This is a genomic window from Nocardioides sp. Soil777 (assembly GCF_001428425.1).
GTDB lineage: Bacteria > Actinomycetota > Actinomycetes > Propionibacteriales > Nocardioidaceae > Nocardioides > Nocardioides terrigena.
In genome coordinates this window covers 20,567-37,421 of the sequence record NZ_LMSN01000020.1, presented here as the reverse complement: position 1 = coordinate 37,421, position 16,855 = coordinate 20,567, and the positions used below count along the sequence as shown (strand labels likewise).

The following is a 16,855-nucleotide window of genomic DNA, read 5'->3' as shown; positions in this document are numbered from 1 at the left end:
TTCCGGGGGTCCGTTCGTCACGGACTACCCCGGAAATGGGGTGCGATCAGCCGGCCGGCAGCGCGACGTAGACCGTGTCGACGTACTCCTCGATGCCCTCGAAGCCCCCCTCGCGCCCGAAGCCGCTCGCCTTGACCCCGCCGAACGGCGCCGCCGGGTTGGAGACCAGGCCGGTGTTGATGCCGATCATCCCGGCCTGCAGCGACTCCTGGAGGCGCATGGTGCGGGCCAGGTCCTGGGTCCACGCGTAGGCGACGAGGCCGTACTCCGTGGCGTTGGCCGCGGCGACCGCCTCCTCCTCGGTGGTGAAGGTGGTGATCGGCGCGACCGGCCCGAAGACCTCGACCTTGTTGATCTGCGCCTCGGCGGGCACGTCGGTGAGCACGGTCGGCGGGTAGAAGTGGCCGGGGCCTCCGGTCGCCGTGCCTCCGGTGACGACCTTCGCCCCGTCGTGCACGGCGTCGGTGACCAGCTGGGTGACCGAGTCGACGGCGTCGGAGTCGATGAGCGGCCCGACCTGCACGCCGTCGTCCTGCCCACGGCCCACTGTCATCGCGCCCATCCGCTCCGCGAGCGCGGTGGCGAAGCGGTCGGCCACGTCGGCGTGCACGACGAAGCGGTTGGCCGCGGTGCAGGCCTCCCCCATGTTGCGCATCTTGGCGATCATGGCGCCGGCGACGGCCGCGTCGACGTCTGCGTCCTCGAAGACGACGAACGGCGCGTTGCCGCCGAGCTCCATCGACACGCGCTGGAGGTTGTCGGCCGACTGGCGGACCAGGATCTTGCCGACGTCGGTGGAGCCGGTGAAGCTCACCTTGCGCAGCCGGTCGTCAGCCATCAGGGAGGAGACGACGCCCGCGGCGTCGCTGGTCGGCACCACGTTGACCACGCCGGCGGGCACCCCCACCTCGCGCAGCAGGTCGGCCAGCTTGAGCATGGTGAGCGGCGTCTGCTCGGCGGGCTTGACCACCACGGTGCACCCGGCGGCGAGCGCCGGGCCGACCTTGCGGCTGCCCATCGCGAGGGGGAAGTTCCACGGGGTCACGAACAGGCACGGGCCGACCGGGCGCTTGAGCGTCAGCAGCCGGCTCTTGCCGTCGGGCGCGCTCATGAAGCGGCCGTGGATGCGCACGGCCTCCTCGGCGAACCAGCGGAAGAACTCCGCGCCGTACGCCACCTCACCGGCGGCCTCGGCCAGCGGCTTGCCCATCTCGAGGCTGATGGTGCGGGCGAACTCGTCGGTGCGCTCGATGATCAGCTCGTACGCCGCGCGCAACAGCTCGCCGCGCTCGCGCGGGGCGGTCGCGGCCCACCCGGCCTGGGCCGCCACGGCGGCCTCGAGGGCGTCGGCGGCGTCCACCTCACCCGCGTCGGCTACCCGCGCGAGGACGGACCCGTCGGCCGGGTCCTCCACCGCGAACCGCCGGCCGTCGTTGGCCTCTCGCCACTCTCCGTCGATGAACAACAACTCGGGCTGATCACTCATGAATTCATCGTGCCAGACCCGCTGACGGGCGGCGTCCGGTCTGGACCGCGACGCCCCGGAGGGGCACCGGTCCTGACCAGTTTCACGATCTCGGCAAGATCGGGACACCCCGCCCCTGCGGGTGGGACAGTTCTGCCGCGAGCCCCTTGCTGACCCCATGCAGCAAGGGGTTCGTCTGCGTCCGGCCCCTCCTCACGTCGCGCCCTCACGCCGCGATGCGTCGTCGTACGCCGGGCCCGACGCGTTCTCGTCAGGCGGAGGGTGGAGCGCAACCCCCGGACTGGCCCCCGCGACACGCGGCGAGGTGGAGCGACACGACCGATTTCGGCGTTGTCTTGGCGCGCGGATGGGGATCGGCTACTCTTCGTGAACAGAAAGTGAACGGGAGGTGTCACATGAGGGACCACACGATGACCACGGGGACGACCGAGGGGCTCGTCTGCCACTGGGTCGCAGTCACGGACGAGTCCGGACGCACCCACATGGAGGCACGCTGGGCGCCGCCGCGGATCGCCACGCACGCGCCGCACGCCGCCTGACGCAGTCACCTGCACGAGGAGCCACCGCCCGACCGGGCCGGTGGCTCCTCGTCGTTTCCGGCGCTTCTCGAAGATTCCTGCCCGGTGGCGGAACAAAACGGACCGCGGTACGGTTAGGTTAGTTGAATCCTCTACCAACTACCCGGCCCCGGCCGACCAAGGGAGACACCATGACTGACACCTTCGACGCCCCCACCACCGCCATCGACGACATCACCGGCGACTACACGATCGACCCCTCGCACAGCACGCTGGGTTTCGTGGCCCGCCACGCGATGGTCACCAAGGTCCGCGGCCAGTTCAACGGCTTCGAGGGCACCGCCCACGTCGACGCCACCAACCCCTCCGCTTCCCGCGTCGACCTCACCATCGACGTCGCCACCGTCGACACCCGCAGCGCCGACCGTGACGGCCACCTCAAGTCCGGCGACTTCTTCGACGTCGAGACCTACCCGACCATCCGCTTCGTCTCCACCGACGTGAAGCGCGACGGCTCCGACTGGGCCATCACCGGCGACCTCACCATCAAGGACGTCACCAAGTCCGTGACGATCGACTTCGAGGAGACCGGCTCCGCGCAGGACCCGTTCGGCAACGTCCGCGTCGGCTTCGAGGGTGCGACCACCGTCAACCGCAAGGACTTCGGCCTCACCTGGAACGCCGCGCTCGAGACCGGCGGCGTCCTCGTCTCCGACAAGATCAAGCTCGAGTTCGACATCTCGGCGATCAAGTCCGCCTGATCTCGACCCGCCCGTCCGCCTGACCACTCGGCGTACGGCACGAAGCACCCGAGCCGGCCACCCGCACTTCACGTGCGGGTGGCCGGCTCGCTGCATGTCAGGGGCGGAGCCCTCAGCCCTTGTGGCGCGGCTTCCGCGCCCGCTCGTCGCCACCCTCGGAGGAGCGGGGAGCGCGGGAGTCGGCCCGCCGCGAGGGCGGGCCGCCGTCGAGGCGGATCTCGATGAGCTTGCCCGAGATGCGGGTGCCGGAGAGCTTGTCCAGGGTGCCGGCCGGCAGCTCGCGGGGCAGCTCGACGAGGGAGAAGTCCGGGCGGATGTCGATGTGCCCGAAGTCTCCGCGGGAGAGGCCGCCCTCGTTGGCCAGCGCGCCCACGATCTGACGCGGCTCGACCTTGTGGCGCTTGCCGACGGCGATGCGGTACGACGCCATGTCGACGTCGGTGCGCCCGCGCGGGCGCCGCTCGGGCTTCTTGCCGCCGCCGCGCTCGGGGCGCTGCTCGCGGGTGTCGAAGGCCTTCTGCTGCGGCTCGGACGCCGGGTCGAGGACCAGCGGCTGCTCGCCGTGCATGACGGCGGCCAGGGCGGCGGCCACGTCGGCCTCGGGCACGTCGTGCTCGTTGACGTAGTGGGCCACGACGTCGCGGAAGAAGTCGAGCTTGTCGCTGCCGAGCGCCTCGGTGATCGAGTCGTCGAAGCGGGAGAGCCGCGTCGAGTTGATGTCCTCGATGGTCGGGATCTGCATCTGGGTCAGCGGCTGGCGGGTGGCCTTCTCGATGGCCCGGAGCAGGTGCTTCTCGCGCGGCGTGACGAAGGCGATCGAGTCGCCCTTGCGACCGGCGCGGCCGGTGCGGCCGATGCGGTGGACGTAGGACTCGGTGTCGGTCGGGATGTCGTAGTTGACGACGTGGCTGATCCGCTCGACGTCGAGGCCGCGCGCGGCCACGTCGGTGGCGACCAGGATGTCGAGCTTGCCCGACTTGAGCTGGTTGACCGTGCGCTCGCGCTGCACCTGCGGCACGTCACCGTTGATGGCCATCGCGGAGAAGCCGCGGGCCCGCAGCTTCTCGGCGAGCAGCTCGGTCTCGTTCTTGGTGCGGACGAAGACGATCATCCCCTCGAAGTTCTCGACCTCGAGGATGCGGGTGAGGGCGTCGACCTTCTGCGGGTAGGAGCAGATGAGGTAGCGCTGGGTGATGTTGGCCGCGGTGGTGGTCTTGTTCTTGACCGTGATCTCGACCGGGTCCGCGAGGTACTTCTTGGAGATGCGGCGGATCTGGGCCGGCATCGTCGCGGAGAACAGCGCGACGTGCTTCTCGGCGGGGGTGTCGGCGAGGATCGTCTCGACGTCCTCGGCGAAGCCCATCTTGAGCATCTCGTCGGCCTCGTCGAGGACGAGGAAGCGGAGCTCGGAGAGGTCGAGGGTGCCCTTCTCGAGGTGGTCCATGATCCGGCCGGGCGTGCCGACGACGACGTGCACACCGCGGCGCAGGGCCGAGAGCTGGACGCCGTACCCCTGGCCGCCGTAGATCGGCAGCACGTGCACGCCCTTCATGTGCGCGGCGTACTTCTCGAACGCCTCGGAGACCTGGAGCGCGAGCTCACGGGTGGGCGCGAGGACGAGGGCCTGAGGGGTCTTCTGCGACAGGTCGAGACGCGACAGGATCGGGAGCGCGAAGGCCGCCGTCTTGCCGGTGCCGGTCTGCGCGAGGCCCACCACGTGGCGGCCCTCCATCAGCGGCGGGATGGTCTGCGCCTGGATCGCCGAGGGCGTCTCGTAACCCACGTCCGACAGCGCCTTGAGCACTGCGGGGGCGAGTCCGAGGTCGGCGAAGGACTGCTGCTCGACATCGACAGGGGCGGGGGAAGTATCGTCAACCACCCGTTAACGGTAGTGGGTCGTGCAACGGGCACCCGATTCGTCGTCGCGGCGACGTCCGTCACGTCCGCCCGACGACGGCGCGCAGCCCTCTGATAATGGGGCGACGGCGGCTCCTCCACGGTCGCATCATGGACCGCATGACGAGCATCGCCGACCCCCGAACCGATCCCGCCCCGGCCCTGCCCGCCGGCCTCACCACCCGCCCGCTGCAGCGCGAGGACTCGGGCATCGTCTTCGCGCTGATGGCCGCGCAGGAGCAGGAGGACCTCGGCACGGTCGAGATCGAGGAGGCCGACATCGTGGGCGACTGGGCCAAGCCCAGCCACGACCTAGCGGCCCGCTCGGTGGCGGTCCTCGACGGCGACCTGCTGGTCGGGTATGGCGAGCTGATGGGCGTCGACCGCGCCGACACCGCGGTGCTGCCCTCCCACCGTGGCCGCGGCATCGGCACCTGGCTGGCCTGGTGGCTGCGCGACCTCGGCCGCCGGCTCGGCTCCCCCGTGGTCGGCAACCCGGTCCCCGAGGGCGGCCCGGGCGACCGGCTGCTCGCGTCCCTCGGCTACGAGGTGCGCTGGACCAGCTGGGTCCTCCAGCTGCCCCCGGGCACGGAGGTCCCCGAGCGCGAGCTCCCGGAGGGGTACGCCGTCCGCACGGCCACCGACGCCGACATGCGGGCCGCGCACGACGTCCTCGAGGACGCGTTCCTCGAGTGGTCGGTGCGCGACCGCGAGCCCTTCGAGGACTTCCGGGCATCGCTGGTGGAGCGGCCCGGCTTCGAGCCGTGGAACCTGCGCGTGCTCACCGACGGCGGGGGCGCGGTGGTCGGGGTGTCGCTGGTCCACGTCGCGCCCGGCGGCGTCGCGTACGTCGCGCGCCTCGCCGTACGCCGCGACCAGCGCGGCCGGGGGCTGGCCCAGGCCCTGCTGGTGGACAGCTTCCGGCTGGCCCGCGAGCACGGCGCGAGCGTCTCCGAGCTGAGCACCGACTCCCGCACCGGCGCCCTCGGTCTCTACGAGAGGGTCGGGATGCGCTCGGTCGCCACCTGGGTGAACCGCGCCGTGCGGCTTGCGTGAGCCTCCCCCATCCGTGGGAGGGCCCGTGTCAGGGTGTCCCGCGTCACGACGTCCACGCAGGTGTCAAGGGACTGTCAAGAACCCCGCAACTAGATCAAGTTTTCAACCAGAAACTCTGAAAACGCGTTCGATTCGCCCGTTTGGATCGATCAGTTCTATGTGAAGACCGGGGGTACGACCACAACGACCGCGCGCCGCGGTGCCATGAGCAGTGCTGTCAGCAGCACCGTCACCAAGGGCACCGTGCGGCCCGTGGGTCCGCTCGTCGCGCTGCTGCCTGCCCACAACGAGGAGGCGTCGATCGGCGCGGCCCTCGACTCGCTGCGCGACCAGACCCGGCCGCCGGACCACATCATCGTGGTCGCCGACAACTGCACCGACCGCACGATCGAGATCGCCCGCGAGCGCGGCGTCGAGGTCCACGAGACGGTCGACAACAGCCACAAGAAGGCCGGCGCCCTCAACCAGGTGCTCGAGCTGCTGCTGCCGACGATGGGCGACCACGCCCAGGTGCTGGTCATGGACTCCGACTGCACCCTCGACCCGGAGTTCCTCGCCGTGGCTCGCGCCAACCTGCGCGAGAGCAGCCTCGGCGGCGTCGGCGGCACGTTCCGCGGCGGCCCCGGCGGCGGCCTCGTCGGCACGTTCCAGCGCAACGAGTACGCCCGCTACGAGCGCGACGTACGCCGCCTCCGCGGCAAGGCCCTGGTGCTCACCGGCACCGCGTCGGTCTTCCCGGTCAGCGTGCTGCGCGAGGTCATCGCGGCCCGTCGCGACGGACGCCTGCCCGACAACTCCGGCGCCGGGTCGGTCTACGACCTGCGCGTCCTCACCGAGGACAACGAGCTCTCCCTGGCCCTGCTCCACCTGGGCTACAGCATCCTCGCGCCCGCCGCGTGCACCCTCGAGACCGAGGTGATGCCCACGTGGCGCGCCCTCTCCGACCAGCGGCTGCGCTGGAAGCGCGGGGCGATCGAGAACCTCGTCGACTACGGCTGGACCCGGGTCACCCTGCGCTACTGGGGTCGCCAGCTCCTCAGCTTCCTGGGCGTGCTCGCCACGCTCCTCTACGTCGGCAGCCTCGTGGCCGCCGTCGGGGTGGGCTTCACGCTCCACCCCTTCTGGCTCGCGCTGACGGGCGTCTTCGCCCTCGAGCGGGTCGTGACCGTGCGGGCCCGTGGGGTCCGCCAGATGGCTCTGGCGGCTCCGGTCGTCATCGAGTTCGTCTTCGACATCTTCCTGCAGGCCGTCCAGGCCCGCGCATTCGCCCAGGCCTTCCTGGGCACCGAGAGAAAGTGGTGATTCACATGTACAACAACGGTGCAGCTGGCGGGGGAACCCTCGCCGTGACCGGAATGGGCGCGTCCATCTGGTTCGACGCGATGTGGCTGTTCCTCGCCGGCTTCGCGATCATCGCGGCCTTCCTGGCCGTCGGACGGATCCTGCCCAAGCGTCAGGGCTGACCATGCGTCGCCTGCTCGCCCTCGTCGTGATCCTCGGCCTCGTGGCCGGGGCCGTGCTCCTGCGCCTCGGCTACGACGACTGGCGGACCGACCGTTCCCAGGAGGGGCTCCAGCAGGAGCTCTCCCTGGGGACGGCGCCGCGCCCGGTCGTCCGCAAGGACGTGCCGGTGCCCGTGGCGAGCCGGTCGGCGTACAAGAAGCCCTTCGCCGAGCTGCGCATCCCGCGCTTCGGCGACGACTGGGAGTGGGCCGTCGTCGAGGGCACCGACGAGCCCGCGCTCGACCTCGGGCCCGGGCACTACGCCGGTACGCCGATGCCGGGCGAGGAGGGCAACGCGGCCATCGCGGCCCACCGGGCCGGCCACGGCGACCCCTTCATCGACTTCGACGAGCTGCGCGACGGCGACCGGGTCGAGGTGTCGCAGGGCGACACGACCTGGGTCTACAAGATCGTCAAGGAGCCGTGGATCGTCGCGGCCGACGCGCACCACGTGCTCGACCCGCTGCCGGGACGCAAGCTCACCCTGACCACCTGCTGGCCCAAGTACGGCTCGTCCAAGCGGCTCATCGCCGTCGCCGAGCTCGCCGACGTCGTCGTCGACGGGCGCTCCACCCCGGTCGTGGACCGCGGAGACCGTCGGGTCAGTGCGGCCGACGCGGCTGCGGTCAGCGCAGGGCCTGTCGCATCGCCCTGAGCGACGACCGCGACGACTCGATCCGCCAGTCCCGCTCCTTCGCCTCGTTGAACCAGACGACGGTGTCGATCCGGGGGAAGGCGCGCGCCGTCATCATGTCCTTGATCCATCGCGCCTTGCTCTGCCGGCGGTCGCGGGGGGCGCCGTCGTGGCGTCGCGGCTCCTTGGAGCCGACCTCGCAGATCCACACCGGGGCGGACGGGTGCAGCCTGGTCAGCCGCTGGTACTGCGTCCGGAAGACCGACGTGAAGTCGCGCCACTCGCCCCACAGCGAGTCCTGGCCCCAGTTGAAGCCGTCGAGCCCGAGCACGTCGACGTACCCGGCGCCGGGCCAGATGTCGTCGACCCTCGTGGTCTCGGCGTACGTGTCGACGGTGGGGTTGAAGACCCACTTGACGTTGTCGACGCCCGCCGCGCGGAGGTGGTCGACGACGTGCCGCCAGGCCGCCACGAACTCCTGCGGCGTGCCGCCGTGGGCCTTGGCGCCGTCGCGGGTCGGCTGGAAGGACTGCCAGTCGCCGTTCATCTCCGGCCACGGGCGGACGTACACGTCGTACGGGTAGGCGAGCGCGGCCTCGGCGATCTGGTCGAGGTAGGCGTCGTGCTGCCCGCCGCTCCACTCGACGAAGCGGGTCTCGCCCATGTCCCAGGACAGCAGCACGTCGCGCGTGCCGCCGCGGCTGTGCGCGAGCTCGGGGCCGGCGGGGAAGACGTCGCCGTAGCCCCAGTAGTACGACGCCACGGCCACGTCGGTCCGGAGCTTGCGGCCGAGGGCGTCGAGGCGGGCGGGCTCGAGGGTCATCCCCTCGACCCAGGCGCCGAAGCGGACGTGCCGCTGGAGCGGGTCGCGGGCCTTGGCGGCGTCCGCCCCGGTGAACGTGAAGACCGTGGACAGCAGGACCAGTCCGAGGGCGACCACGACGATGACCCGGGTGCTCGCGCGGCGGGGGGCGCGCGGGTCCTCGGCGCGGTCCCGCCGCGCGTCGGCGGCGGTGTCGACGCTCTCGATCGTGCGGGGCGGGGGGGACCCGGCAACTGCCGTCATGGCTGCTCCCGTTCGTAGCAGGGGGGGACGGCGGGAACTATGTCAACCAATCGTCAACATGGTGACAGTTTTGCCAAATCTGTCTCTACGCCGTAACAAGGCGCCCACGGGCTCGTCTTTCCCCAGCGAGGGCCACGAATACGTTCGACCCTTGTCCGATGAGGCAGGATAGGTCCGCTGCAACACCTTCCGGGGGGAAGTCAATGAAATACCGTTCTGCCCTCGTCGTCGACGACGACGCCGGCACGAGGGACACGATCAGCGACGCCGTGCAACGCGCTGGGTTCGAGGTCTCGACCGCGGCTCGTGGTCGCACGGCTTTGGCGCACCTCGACGACGTGCAGCCCGACCTGGTGGTCCTGGAGCTGACGTTGCCCGACATCGACGGCCTCGAGGTCTGTCGCCGCATCCGGTCCTCGAGCGACTGCTACATCGTGTTCGTGAGCGAGCGGCAGGACGAGATCGACCTCCTGCTGGGCCTCGAGGCGGGCGCCGACGACTTCATGGGCAAGCCCGTCTCGCCCCGCGAGCTGCAGGCCCGCATCGCCGCGCTCTTCCGCCGTCCGCGCTCCTCGTCGGCCGCCCCCCGGCCCGCGAGCGTCAACCGCGACGGCCGCATCGAGGGTGGAGGTGGTCTGGTCCTCGACCGCCACGCCCGCGACGTCGAGGTCAACGGCCGACCCGTCGAGCTCACCCGCACCGAGTTCGACCTGCTCACCGCCCTGGCGACCCGGCCCGGCGTCGTGATGCGCCGCAACGAGCTGCTCCGCGAGGTCTGGGAGACCGAGCACGCCACCGACACGCACCTCGTCGACGTGCACGTGGCCAACGTGCGCCGCAAGCTGCGCGAGCACGGCGAGGAGCGCTGGATCCGCACCGTGCGCGGCGTGGGCTTCCGCTTCGACGCCGCTTGAAGGGACCCGGACCACGCGGACGGGGCCGACGGGTGATCAGCGCGCGTTCTCGCGCAGCGTCGACCCCCGGGCCCCGCGCACGGTGAGCCAGGCGCTGATGAAGGCGGCGACGCCGAGCACGACCGCGGCGATGGCGGTCAGCGCGAGCAGCCGTGCCGGCGAGATCTCCGCGACGAGCCGCGGCGTCGACAGGGCCTCGACGTAGCCCAGCGTGATGGTGCGCAGCACGACGTACTGCGCCAGCGAGCCGGCCAGGATGCCCGCGACCGCCGCTCCCCCGAGCACCACGACGAACTCGCGCGCCACCGCCGACATCACGGAGCGGCGGGGTACGCCGACCACGCGCAGCGCCGCGGCGTCCCGTCGCCGCGCGGGCAGCTGCACCGCGGTCGAGACGACGAGGCCGGCCAGCGCCATCAGCAGGACCAGCGCCGCCACCACGGCGTACAGCCGCAGCGCGAGCGCGTAGGCGCTCTGGTCGAGGACGCGCTGCTCGGTCGCCAGCGTGGTCTCGACGGTCAGCCCCGACTCCTCGAGGGCGTCGCGGACCTCCTGCGGGGCCTCGTCGCGCATCAGCACCCGGGTCTCGAAGAGGTTGTCGTAGACGGGCCGGTCGGTGATGAACGACGCGTAGTCGACAAGGAGGCCGGTCGGGCCGACGAAGGGCAGGCCCTCGGCGGTGCCCCGCGGTTCCACCCCGATGACCGAGGACCCGTCCAGGCTCTCGATCGCCTCGTCGGAGACGTCCACGCCGCGGACCGCGGGCCGCTTGAGCGCGATGCCGCCGGAGGTGAGGCGAGCCATCGCCGGCCGGCCGGCGGAGTCGAGGACGAGGTCGATGGAGCCGTCGTCGGCGCTGATGTCGGCGATCGAGCTGGCGGCCTGGGAGTCGGGGGCCGGGACCCATCCCGCCCCGTCGATGGCCTCGTCCACGCGGGCGCCGTCGACGGCGATCTCGAGCACGCTGGCCTCGCCGTCCATCTCCATCGTGGTGCCGGCGCCGCCGCCGAGGGTGAGGCCCTCGAGCGGGCAGGCGGTGGCGCACGTGCGTGGCAGGCGTCCGGAGACGGTGTGCTCGCCGCGCGGGAACGGCCCGAGGTAGACGCGCTCGGGGGTGCCGCCGACCGAGCCCAGGCGCACCTCGACGTTGAGCGGGCTCGACGTCCGGGCCCGGTTGTCGATGGTCATCGACAGGCGCCGGCCCACCAGCGACGGGACGTCCCCGGCGGTCTCGATGCTCTCGGCGACCTCCTCGACGGGCCGGGCGGGCGACCACGTGGGCGGCCACACCGCGATGGTGGCGAGCCGGTCGGCGTCGACGATGGAGAAGTTGGCGCCGGGGTTCTGGACCTCGGCGGCGGTCATCACCCAGTCGCCGTCGGGGTCGATGCGCCGGGTCAGGTCGCGGGTGTCGCGCAGCGACAGGGGCGAGCTCCAGGTGACCTCGCCGGGCGACGCGGTGGCAGCGACGCTGGCGCGCCACGTGGCGGCGGAGTCGTAGACGCCCGCCCCGAAGACGGCGACTGCGATCGCGGCGGTCAGCGGCAGGATCACCAGGGTGCCCTCCTGGCGCCGCGAGATCGCCCGGGCGGAGACGAAGCCGCTCAGCGAGCGGGTGTGCGGGCGGCGGCGGGTCCACCAGGTGGCCAGCCAGGCGGTGAGCCGGGTGGCCGCGAGCCCGGCGACGATGGCCAGCAGCACCGGGAGGACCAGGTCGGTGGCGTCCGGGTCGCTCTGGGTGCCCGAGGCGAGCTTGGAGAAGAGGACGGCGAGCGCGAGTGCGACCAGCGCCAGCTGGGCGACGACGGACCAGCGGCGGGTGGCCTGCGGGCGGCGTACGCCGGAGAGCTGGGAGGCGAGCGTGTCGCGCACCACCAGCCCGACCGCGACGACCGCGACCCCCACCGCGGCGGCGAGCACGAGGGCGGCGGCCGCCCAGCTCACCCACGGCACGGGCAGGGGCAGCCCCTCGACCAGCCAGGCCTGCGTCAGCCCGTAGCCCATGCCGAGCCCGAGGGCCGCCCCGACCGGTGCGGAGACGGCGAGCACCACGAGCGGCTCGGAGAGGCCTAGCACCCAGAGCCGTCGCGACGAGACGCCACGCAGCGAGGCCAGCGCGAGCTCGGGCACCCGGATCTCGCTGGCGGCCATGAGCAGCCGCATGAGGAGGGCGAGGGCGACGAGGACGAGGGACAGCACGGCGGGCGCGATCGAGGCGCGGGCGGTGGCCTGCTGCTCGCGGACCTCGTCGCGGACGGCCCCGAGGTTGTTGACGTCGGGGACGCCCACCAGCGTGCCGCCCGGCACCTCGGTGCTGGAGTCCAGGCCGGCCGCGGTCTCCGCGGCCGCGTCGAGGTCGGCCCGGGTGAGGTCGGCGGGGACGTCGAGCGGGGTGTCGACGCGCACCGTCCACTGATCGGGGCCGAGCGAGGCCATCGTGTCCGACGTCGTGATGAGCGGCGCCGGCTGGTAGGGCTGGTAGCCGCCGGTGAGGCTGGACTGCTCGTTGGTGGTCGTGAGCAGGGTCGGGCGCGACCAGACGTCGTCGGACTGCGGGGTGGTGTAGGTGCCGACCACCACGACCTCGTCGACCGGGGAGCGGGGGTACTGGCCCTCGATCTCGCCGGGCTCGAAGATCGACAGCTCCAGCGGCTCCCCGATGACCGCCCCGTTGCGCTCGGCGTCGGTGTTGAGCATGAGGACCTCGCCGGGCGCGCTCGGGCAGCGGCCGGTCACCTCGAGGCCGCCGCAGACGTCCTCGCGCGACCAGAAGGTCACCACCCCGCGCAGCGCGCTGTAGCGCTCCGAGACGAGCGTGGTGGTCGCCTCGCCCCACGGTCCCTCGTCGAGGGCGGCGGACTCCTCGACGGCGAGGTCGCGGGCGGCCTGCGGAGCGAGCTGGGACTGGAGCTCGAGCACCCGGGTCAGGCCGGTGGACGCCGCAGGCGCCTCGCGCAGCCGCGTCACGACGTACGAGCTGGTGACCGCCTCGGCGAAGATCGGGCCGAGGACCGCCGAGCCGACCGCGAGCGCGGTTAGCAGGATCGAGCCGACGCTGAGGAGGGCGCGCGCCCGCAGGCCGCGCAGCACGGTGCCGAGGAGCTGGATCATCGTCGCTCCTCGTCCCGCAGCAGGGAGGGTCGCGTGGTCGCGTCACGTACGACGCGGGCCCGCCCGCCCACCACGAGCACGGCCGCCGCGGCGAGGACGGCCGGCACCACGAGCGCCAGGGTCCGGGCCGAGGTGTCGAGGGGCTGCGCCGCCGGCGGGGGCGTGACCAGCGGGAGCCCGCCGAGGAGCAGCTCGACGGCCAGCCAGCCGCCGACGGTGACCGTCAGCAGGACCAGCACCGCCAGGGACGCGAGCTCGTCGCGACCCGCGCGCCGGGCGGTGGCCACCCCGATGCCGAGGACGCGCAGCGCGGCCACGTCGTGGCGGTAGCTGCGCAGGTGCCGGGCCACCCCGGCCGCCAGGGCGAGCAGCGCGACCAGCACGCAGGCCCCGGCCATCAACACGTAGGCGCGGGCCTGGTCGGCGCCGGCCGCGGTCCCGATCTCCTCGCGGAGGTCCTCCAGCGAGCGCGGCTCCGTGCCGGTGGCCGCGACCAGCCGGTCGAGGAGCTCGTCGGGGGTGTCCGCGGCGGCCACGATGCCGGACTCGGCGCTCGGCACCGTGGGACCCGACGCCACCGACGAGGCGGTGAGGTCGGTGAGCACGCCGACCGAGCCGACCAGCGGCAGGGCGGCGTACGAGCCCAGGGGGTCGGCCGGACGCTCGCTGCTGCCCAGATCGAGGGGCACGGGGTCCTCCAGGTCGGCCGACAGCAGGCGGACCGGGAGCCCGGACGCGGTGAGCACGAGCTCCGTCGGTCCCTCGGGCAGCGGCGCGACCTCGAGGCCGTCGGTCCGGTTGGCCGTGATCCGGCGCAGCGGGTCGACGAGGTCGTTGAAGAACCGGTTGTTCTCGTTGGCGCTGATGGACCCCTCGTCGGGTCGCCACGCGAGGTCGGTGAGGTCGCGGTCCCCGACCGCCACCCGCTCGAGGAGCACGACGAAGTCCTCGGGGTCGAGGTTGAACACGTTGGTGCCCGCACCGTAGAGCCGGCGCACGGACATCCCGACGAGCTGGCACCCGTCGGCGCAGCCGCGCAGCCGGACCGTGCGGCTGGCCTGCGCGCCTGCACTCCTCAGCGTGAGACCGAGGGATGCGGACTGCCGCGAGTCGTCGTTGCCGACGTAGACGACCTCCAGGCCCAGTCCGATCGTCGAACCGTCGCCCATCTCGAGGACCCGGGCGTCGACGGTGAGCGTGTCGCCCTGCAATGCGACGTCGGGCAGGTCGGCGGCGAGGTCGGGGACGGCCCGGGCGGCGTCGGCGACCGGGGTGCCGTCGTAGAACTCGCCCACCACCGACTCGAAGCGGTCGGCGTCGACGTAGGCGCGCCGCTCCGCCAGGCGGTCGAGGTTGGGCACCACGGCGGTGGCCATGAGGTGGTCCCCCTCGGGGTCGAGCTCGCGGGTGAGGGCCAGCGCACCGCGGGCTCCGCCCTCGACCGGGACGACGGTCGGGCCGGCCGCCGCGATCCGCGACTCGGTGTCGGTCCAGTCGTCGACCGCCGCGGCGCCGGTCGCCGCGAGGGTGGCCACCACCGCGGCCGCCACGACGAGGCGCAGCGGGGTGACCAGGTCGTCGGCGCGGGCGAGGCGGCGGGTGGCGAGGAAGGGCGCGATGCCGCGACCGCCCGTCGTACCGGTCGCGATCCGGGCGCCGAGGCGCAGCAGCCAGATCGCCACCTGCCCCAGGGCGAGGCCGACCAGCGCCGGGCCGAGCAGGACGAGGGCGTCCGGGTCGTCGGTGGTCCCCGCCCGGGAGCGGTACGCCGCGACGCCCGCGCCCACGATCACCAGGACGCTCAGGAAGACCGCCACGGTGGTGGCGCGCCGGGGCCGCTGCCGGGTCGCGACCTGGACCGCCAGCGGCTCACGGAGGGCCGCGACGGAGGACACCACGACGATGGCCAGGCCGCCGAGCGCGGTGCCGAGGGCGGTCAGCAGGGTGGTCCGGTCCAGCGGGTCAGCCGCGTCGCCGAGCCAGAGCGCCGTGGACGCGACCGTCACCCCGGCGCCGAGCGCCACGCCCAGCGCGGTGCCGACGACGATGGCGCCGAGGGGCTCGACGAGCAGGAAGCGCCACAGCCGCGTGCCGTGGATGCCGCGCAGCCGGGCCAGGCCGATCTCCTCGCGGCGGGCGGCCGCGAGCTCGGCGCCGATGCTGGGCACGGCGACCGCACCGAGCAGCAGCAGCGGGGCCGCCAGCAGCCGGGAGGTGCCGGCCGCGGCGGCGAAGCCGAGCACGCCGACGGCGCCGCCGACCACCACGGCGGTCATCAGCACCAGGGTCGTCAGGGCGCCCCGGCGGCTCCAGGCGCCCCGGACGAGGCGGGTCATCCCGCCACCTTCGGTCCGGTCACACCAGGTGGCCCTCGTCGAGCGCGTAGTGGACGTCGCAGGCCTCGACCACGGCCGGGTCGTGCGTGGCGACGACGACGACCGCACCGCGGGCCGCCTCCTCGCGCAGCTCGGTGAGGACGACACCGCGGTTGCCCTCGTCGAGCTCGGAGGTCGGCTCGTCGGCCAGCAGGATGCCGGCACCGACCACGAAGCCGCGGGCGCAGGCGACGCGCTGCATCTGGCCGCCGGAGAGCTCCTCCACCTGGCGCTCGCCGAGGTCGGCGATGCCGAACCTGGCCAGCGCGGCCTCGGCGTGCTCGTCGGCGTCGGCGGGTGCCACGCCGCGGGCGCGCAGCGCGATCGAGACGTTCTCCCGGGCCGAGAGGATGGGGACCAGGCCGTAGACCTGCAGGACGAAGGCGACCTCGGGACGCGGGTCGCCGGTGCCCGTCCACGTCGAGGCGCCGTCGTACGACGCCGTGCCCGACGTCGGCGCCAGCAGCCCGCCGGCGATGGAGAGCAGCGTGGTCTTGCCCGAGCCGCTGGGCCCGGACAGCGCGGTGACCCGGCCGGCGGGGAACGTCAGCGAGACGTCGTCGAGCAGGGTGCGACCGGCCACGTAGGTCACGTGGTCGAGGACGAGGTCGTTCACGCGGGCGTGCCCTCTCCGTCGGAGCGGCTGACGAGCAGGCGACCGTGCTCGTCCTCCTCGAAGCGCACCAGCGTGCCGGGCGGCCACTCCGCCGCCACGTGGGCGGGCAGGTGCAGGACGCCGTCCTCGCCCACCACGGCGTACTCGGAGCCCTCGCGGCCCTCGGAGCCGACGCGCCCACCCTTCATGGTGACGGTGCGCGGGAAGGTCGCGGCGACCTCGGGCTGGTGGGTGACCACCACGATCGTGGTGCCGAAGTCGTCGCCGAGCGAGTGGATCAGGTGGAGGACGTGGTCGCGGTCCTCGTGGCTGAGCTGGCTGGTCGGCTCGTCGGCGAGCAGCAGCCGCGGCGACGTGGCCACCGAGCAGGCGAGGGCGAGCCGCTGGCGCTGGCCGCCGGACATGGTCGAGACCACCTGGTCGGACTGCTGCTCGAGGCCCACGCGGCCCAGCAGCTCGCTGTCGAGCATGGCGTCCCGGCGCTCGGCGCCGGACAGCGACAGGCGGGCGAAGCCGATGTTCTGGCGGGCGGTGGCGTAGGGCAGCAGGTTGCGGGTCGCGCCCTGGAGCATCGTGCTGACGCTGCGGGAGCGGATCCGGGCGAGGTAGCGCTCGCCCATCCGGGAGATCTCCTCGTCGCCGAGGAAGATGCGCCCGGCGCTGGGCTTCTGGATGCCGCCGAGGAGGGTCAGCAGGGTCGACTTGCCGGAGCCGCTGGGGCCGAGGAAGGCAACCCGCTCACCCGGGGCGATCGCCAGGTCGACACCGCGCAGGGCGACGACGTCGTGGCCGCCGAAGGTGCGGTAGAGGTGGACGACCCCTTCGCAGCGGACTCCGAGACCGCCCGCCGGCGGTGCCGCGCCGCCCATCGGCGTCGCGAGCGCGTGGTCCTGCACCTGGCCTCCCCCTCGTCCTGAAC

At 72.9% G+C, this 16,855-nt stretch carries 13 protein-coding genes; 6 read left to right on the top strand and 7 right to left on the bottom strand.

Annotated features, from left to right (window positions below):
• Positions 1-46 precede the first annotated feature (46 nt).
• Complete coding sequence (locus ASG88_RS20500) at positions 47-1,486, bottom strand: NAD-dependent succinate-semialdehyde dehydrogenase (protein WP_056889322.1); 1,440 nt, start codon at positions 1,484-1,486, stop codon at positions 47-49.
• Between the two features lie 395 nt (positions 1,487-1,881).
• On the opposite strand from ASG88_RS20500, the gene ASG88_RS23235 reads away from it, so the two are divergent.
• Together ASG88_RS23235 and ASG88_RS20495 are read left to right on the top strand one after the other, a co-directional pair.
• Positions 1,882-2,025 carry a hypothetical protein gene (locus tag ASG88_RS23235; RefSeq protein WP_157559865.1) on the top strand — a complete coding sequence of 48 codons (144 nt, stop codon included), beginning with the start codon at positions 1,882-1,884 and terminating at the stop codon, positions 2,023-2,025.
• A 170-nt stretch (positions 2,026-2,195) separates the two neighbouring features.
• Positions 2,196-2,765, top strand: coding sequence for a YceI family protein (locus ASG88_RS20495; RefSeq protein ID WP_056889321.1), 570 nt, complete (start codon positions 2,196-2,198; stop codon positions 2,763-2,765).
• 112 nt (positions 2,766-2,877) lie between these two features.
• On the opposite strand, the gene ASG88_RS20490 is transcribed toward ASG88_RS20495, so the two are convergent.
• Positions 2,878-4,644 (bottom strand): DEAD/DEAH box helicase, encoded by a 1,767-nt coding sequence (locus ASG88_RS20490; RefSeq protein ID WP_056889320.1) that lies wholly within the window; start codon positions 4,642-4,644, stop codon positions 2,878-2,880.
• A gap of 137 nt (positions 4,645-4,781) precedes the next feature.
• On the opposite strand from ASG88_RS20490, the gene ASG88_RS20485 reads away from it, so the two are divergent.
• From ASG88_RS20485 to ASG88_RS20475, 3 genes are all read left to right on the top strand, one after another.
• Complete coding sequence (locus ASG88_RS20485; protein WP_056889487.1) at positions 4,782-5,717, top strand: GNAT family N-acetyltransferase; 936 nt, start codon at positions 4,782-4,784, stop codon at positions 5,715-5,717.
• A gap of 204 nt (positions 5,718-5,921) precedes the next feature.
• Entirely contained in the window at positions 5,922-7,019 is a 1,098-nt protein-coding gene (locus ASG88_RS20480) for a glycosyltransferase (protein WP_056889319.1), read from the top strand.
• A 163-nt stretch (positions 7,020-7,182) separates the two neighbouring features.
• Positions 7,183-7,875, top strand: coding sequence for a sortase (locus ASG88_RS20475; RefSeq protein ID WP_056889318.1), 693 nt, complete (start codon positions 7,183-7,185; stop codon positions 7,873-7,875).
• Here the strand turns inward: ASG88_RS20475 and ASG88_RS20470 are convergent.
• Positions 7,847-8,920, bottom strand: coding sequence for a glycoside hydrolase family 26 protein (locus tag ASG88_RS20470; RefSeq protein ID WP_056889317.1), 1,074 nt, complete (start codon positions 8,918-8,920; stop codon positions 7,847-7,849). The two genes, ASG88_RS20475 and ASG88_RS20470, sit on opposite strands and share 29 nt — an antisense overlap.
• 203 nt (positions 8,921-9,123) lie before the next feature.
• Between ASG88_RS20470 and ASG88_RS20465 the strand changes: the two genes are divergently transcribed.
• Positions 9,124-9,834: a response regulator transcription factor gene (locus ASG88_RS20465; protein WP_056889316.1), complete on the top strand. Its 711-nt coding sequence runs from the start codon at positions 9,124-9,126 to the stop codon at positions 9,832-9,834.
• 36 nt (positions 9,835-9,870) lie between these two features.
• Here ASG88_RS20465 and ASG88_RS20460 read toward each other — a convergent pair whose 3' ends face one another.
• Genes ASG88_RS20460 through ASG88_RS20445 form a run of 4 tightly spaced genes read right to left on the bottom strand, consistent with a single transcriptional unit; the run spans position 9,871 to position 16,832 of the window.
• The gene (locus tag ASG88_RS20460; RefSeq protein ID WP_056889315.1) at positions 9,871-12,945 is read right to left on the bottom strand and encodes an FtsX-like permease family protein; all 3,075 of its coding nucleotides are present in this window, start codon (positions 12,943-12,945) and stop codon (positions 9,871-9,873) included.
• A complete protein-coding gene (locus ASG88_RS20455; protein WP_056889314.1) occupies positions 12,942-15,281 on the bottom strand; it encodes an ABC transporter permease in 2,340 nt (779 codons plus the stop codon). The genes ASG88_RS20460 and ASG88_RS20455 overlap by 4 nt, the downstream gene beginning before the upstream one ends.
• Before the next feature lie 19 nt (positions 15,282-15,300).
• Complete coding sequence (locus ASG88_RS20450) at positions 15,301-15,936, bottom strand: ABC transporter ATP-binding protein (RefSeq protein ID WP_056889313.1); 636 nt, start codon at positions 15,934-15,936, stop codon at positions 15,301-15,303.
• Positions 15,933-16,832 (bottom strand): ABC transporter ATP-binding protein, encoded by a 900-nt coding sequence (locus ASG88_RS20445; RefSeq protein WP_235534942.1) that lies wholly within the window; start codon positions 16,830-16,832, stop codon positions 15,933-15,935. Before ASG88_RS20445 ends, ASG88_RS20450 begins: the two co-directional genes overlap by 4 nt.
• Positions 16,833-16,855 lie beyond the last annotated feature (23 nt).

What these genes read in the sequence shown, in the direction of transcription:
- ASG88_RS20500 (WP_056889322.1), bottom strand. Translation starts at nt 1,486, where the DNA reads ATGAGTGATCAGCCCGAGTTGTTGTTCATCGACGGAGAGTGGCGAGAG.
- ASG88_RS23235 (WP_157559865.1), top strand. Translation starts at nt 1,882, where the DNA reads ATGAGGGACCACACGATGACCACGGGGACGACCGAGGGGCTCGTCTGC.
- ASG88_RS20495 (WP_056889321.1), top strand. Translation starts at nt 2,196, where the DNA reads ATGACTGACACCTTCGACGCCCCCACCACCGCCATCGACGACATCACC.
- ASG88_RS20485 (WP_056889487.1), top strand. Translation starts at nt 4,782, where the DNA reads ATGACGAGCATCGCCGACCCCCGAACCGATCCCGCCCCGGCCCTGCCC.
- ASG88_RS20480 (WP_056889319.1), top strand. Translation starts at nt 5,922, where the DNA reads ATGAGCAGTGCTGTCAGCAGCACCGTCACCAAGGGCACCGTGCGGCCC.
- ASG88_RS20475 (WP_056889318.1), top strand. Translation starts at nt 7,183, where the DNA reads ATGCGTCGCCTGCTCGCCCTCGTCGTGATCCTCGGCCTCGTGGCCGGG.
- ASG88_RS20470 (WP_056889317.1), bottom strand. Translation starts at nt 8,920, where the DNA reads ATGACGGCAGTTGCCGGGTCCCCCCCGCCCCGCACGATCGAGAGCGTC.
- ASG88_RS20465 (WP_056889316.1), top strand. Translation starts at nt 9,124, where the DNA reads ATGAAATACCGTTCTGCCCTCGTCGTCGACGACGACGCCGGCACGAGG.
- ASG88_RS20460 (WP_056889315.1), bottom strand. Translation starts at nt 12,945, where the DNA reads ATGATCCAGCTCCTCGGCACCGTGCTGCGCGGCCTGCGGGCGCGCGCC.
- ASG88_RS20455 (WP_056889314.1), bottom strand. Translation starts at nt 15,281, where the DNA reads ATGACCCGCCTCGTCCGGGGCGCCTGGAGCCGCCGGGGCGCCCTGACG.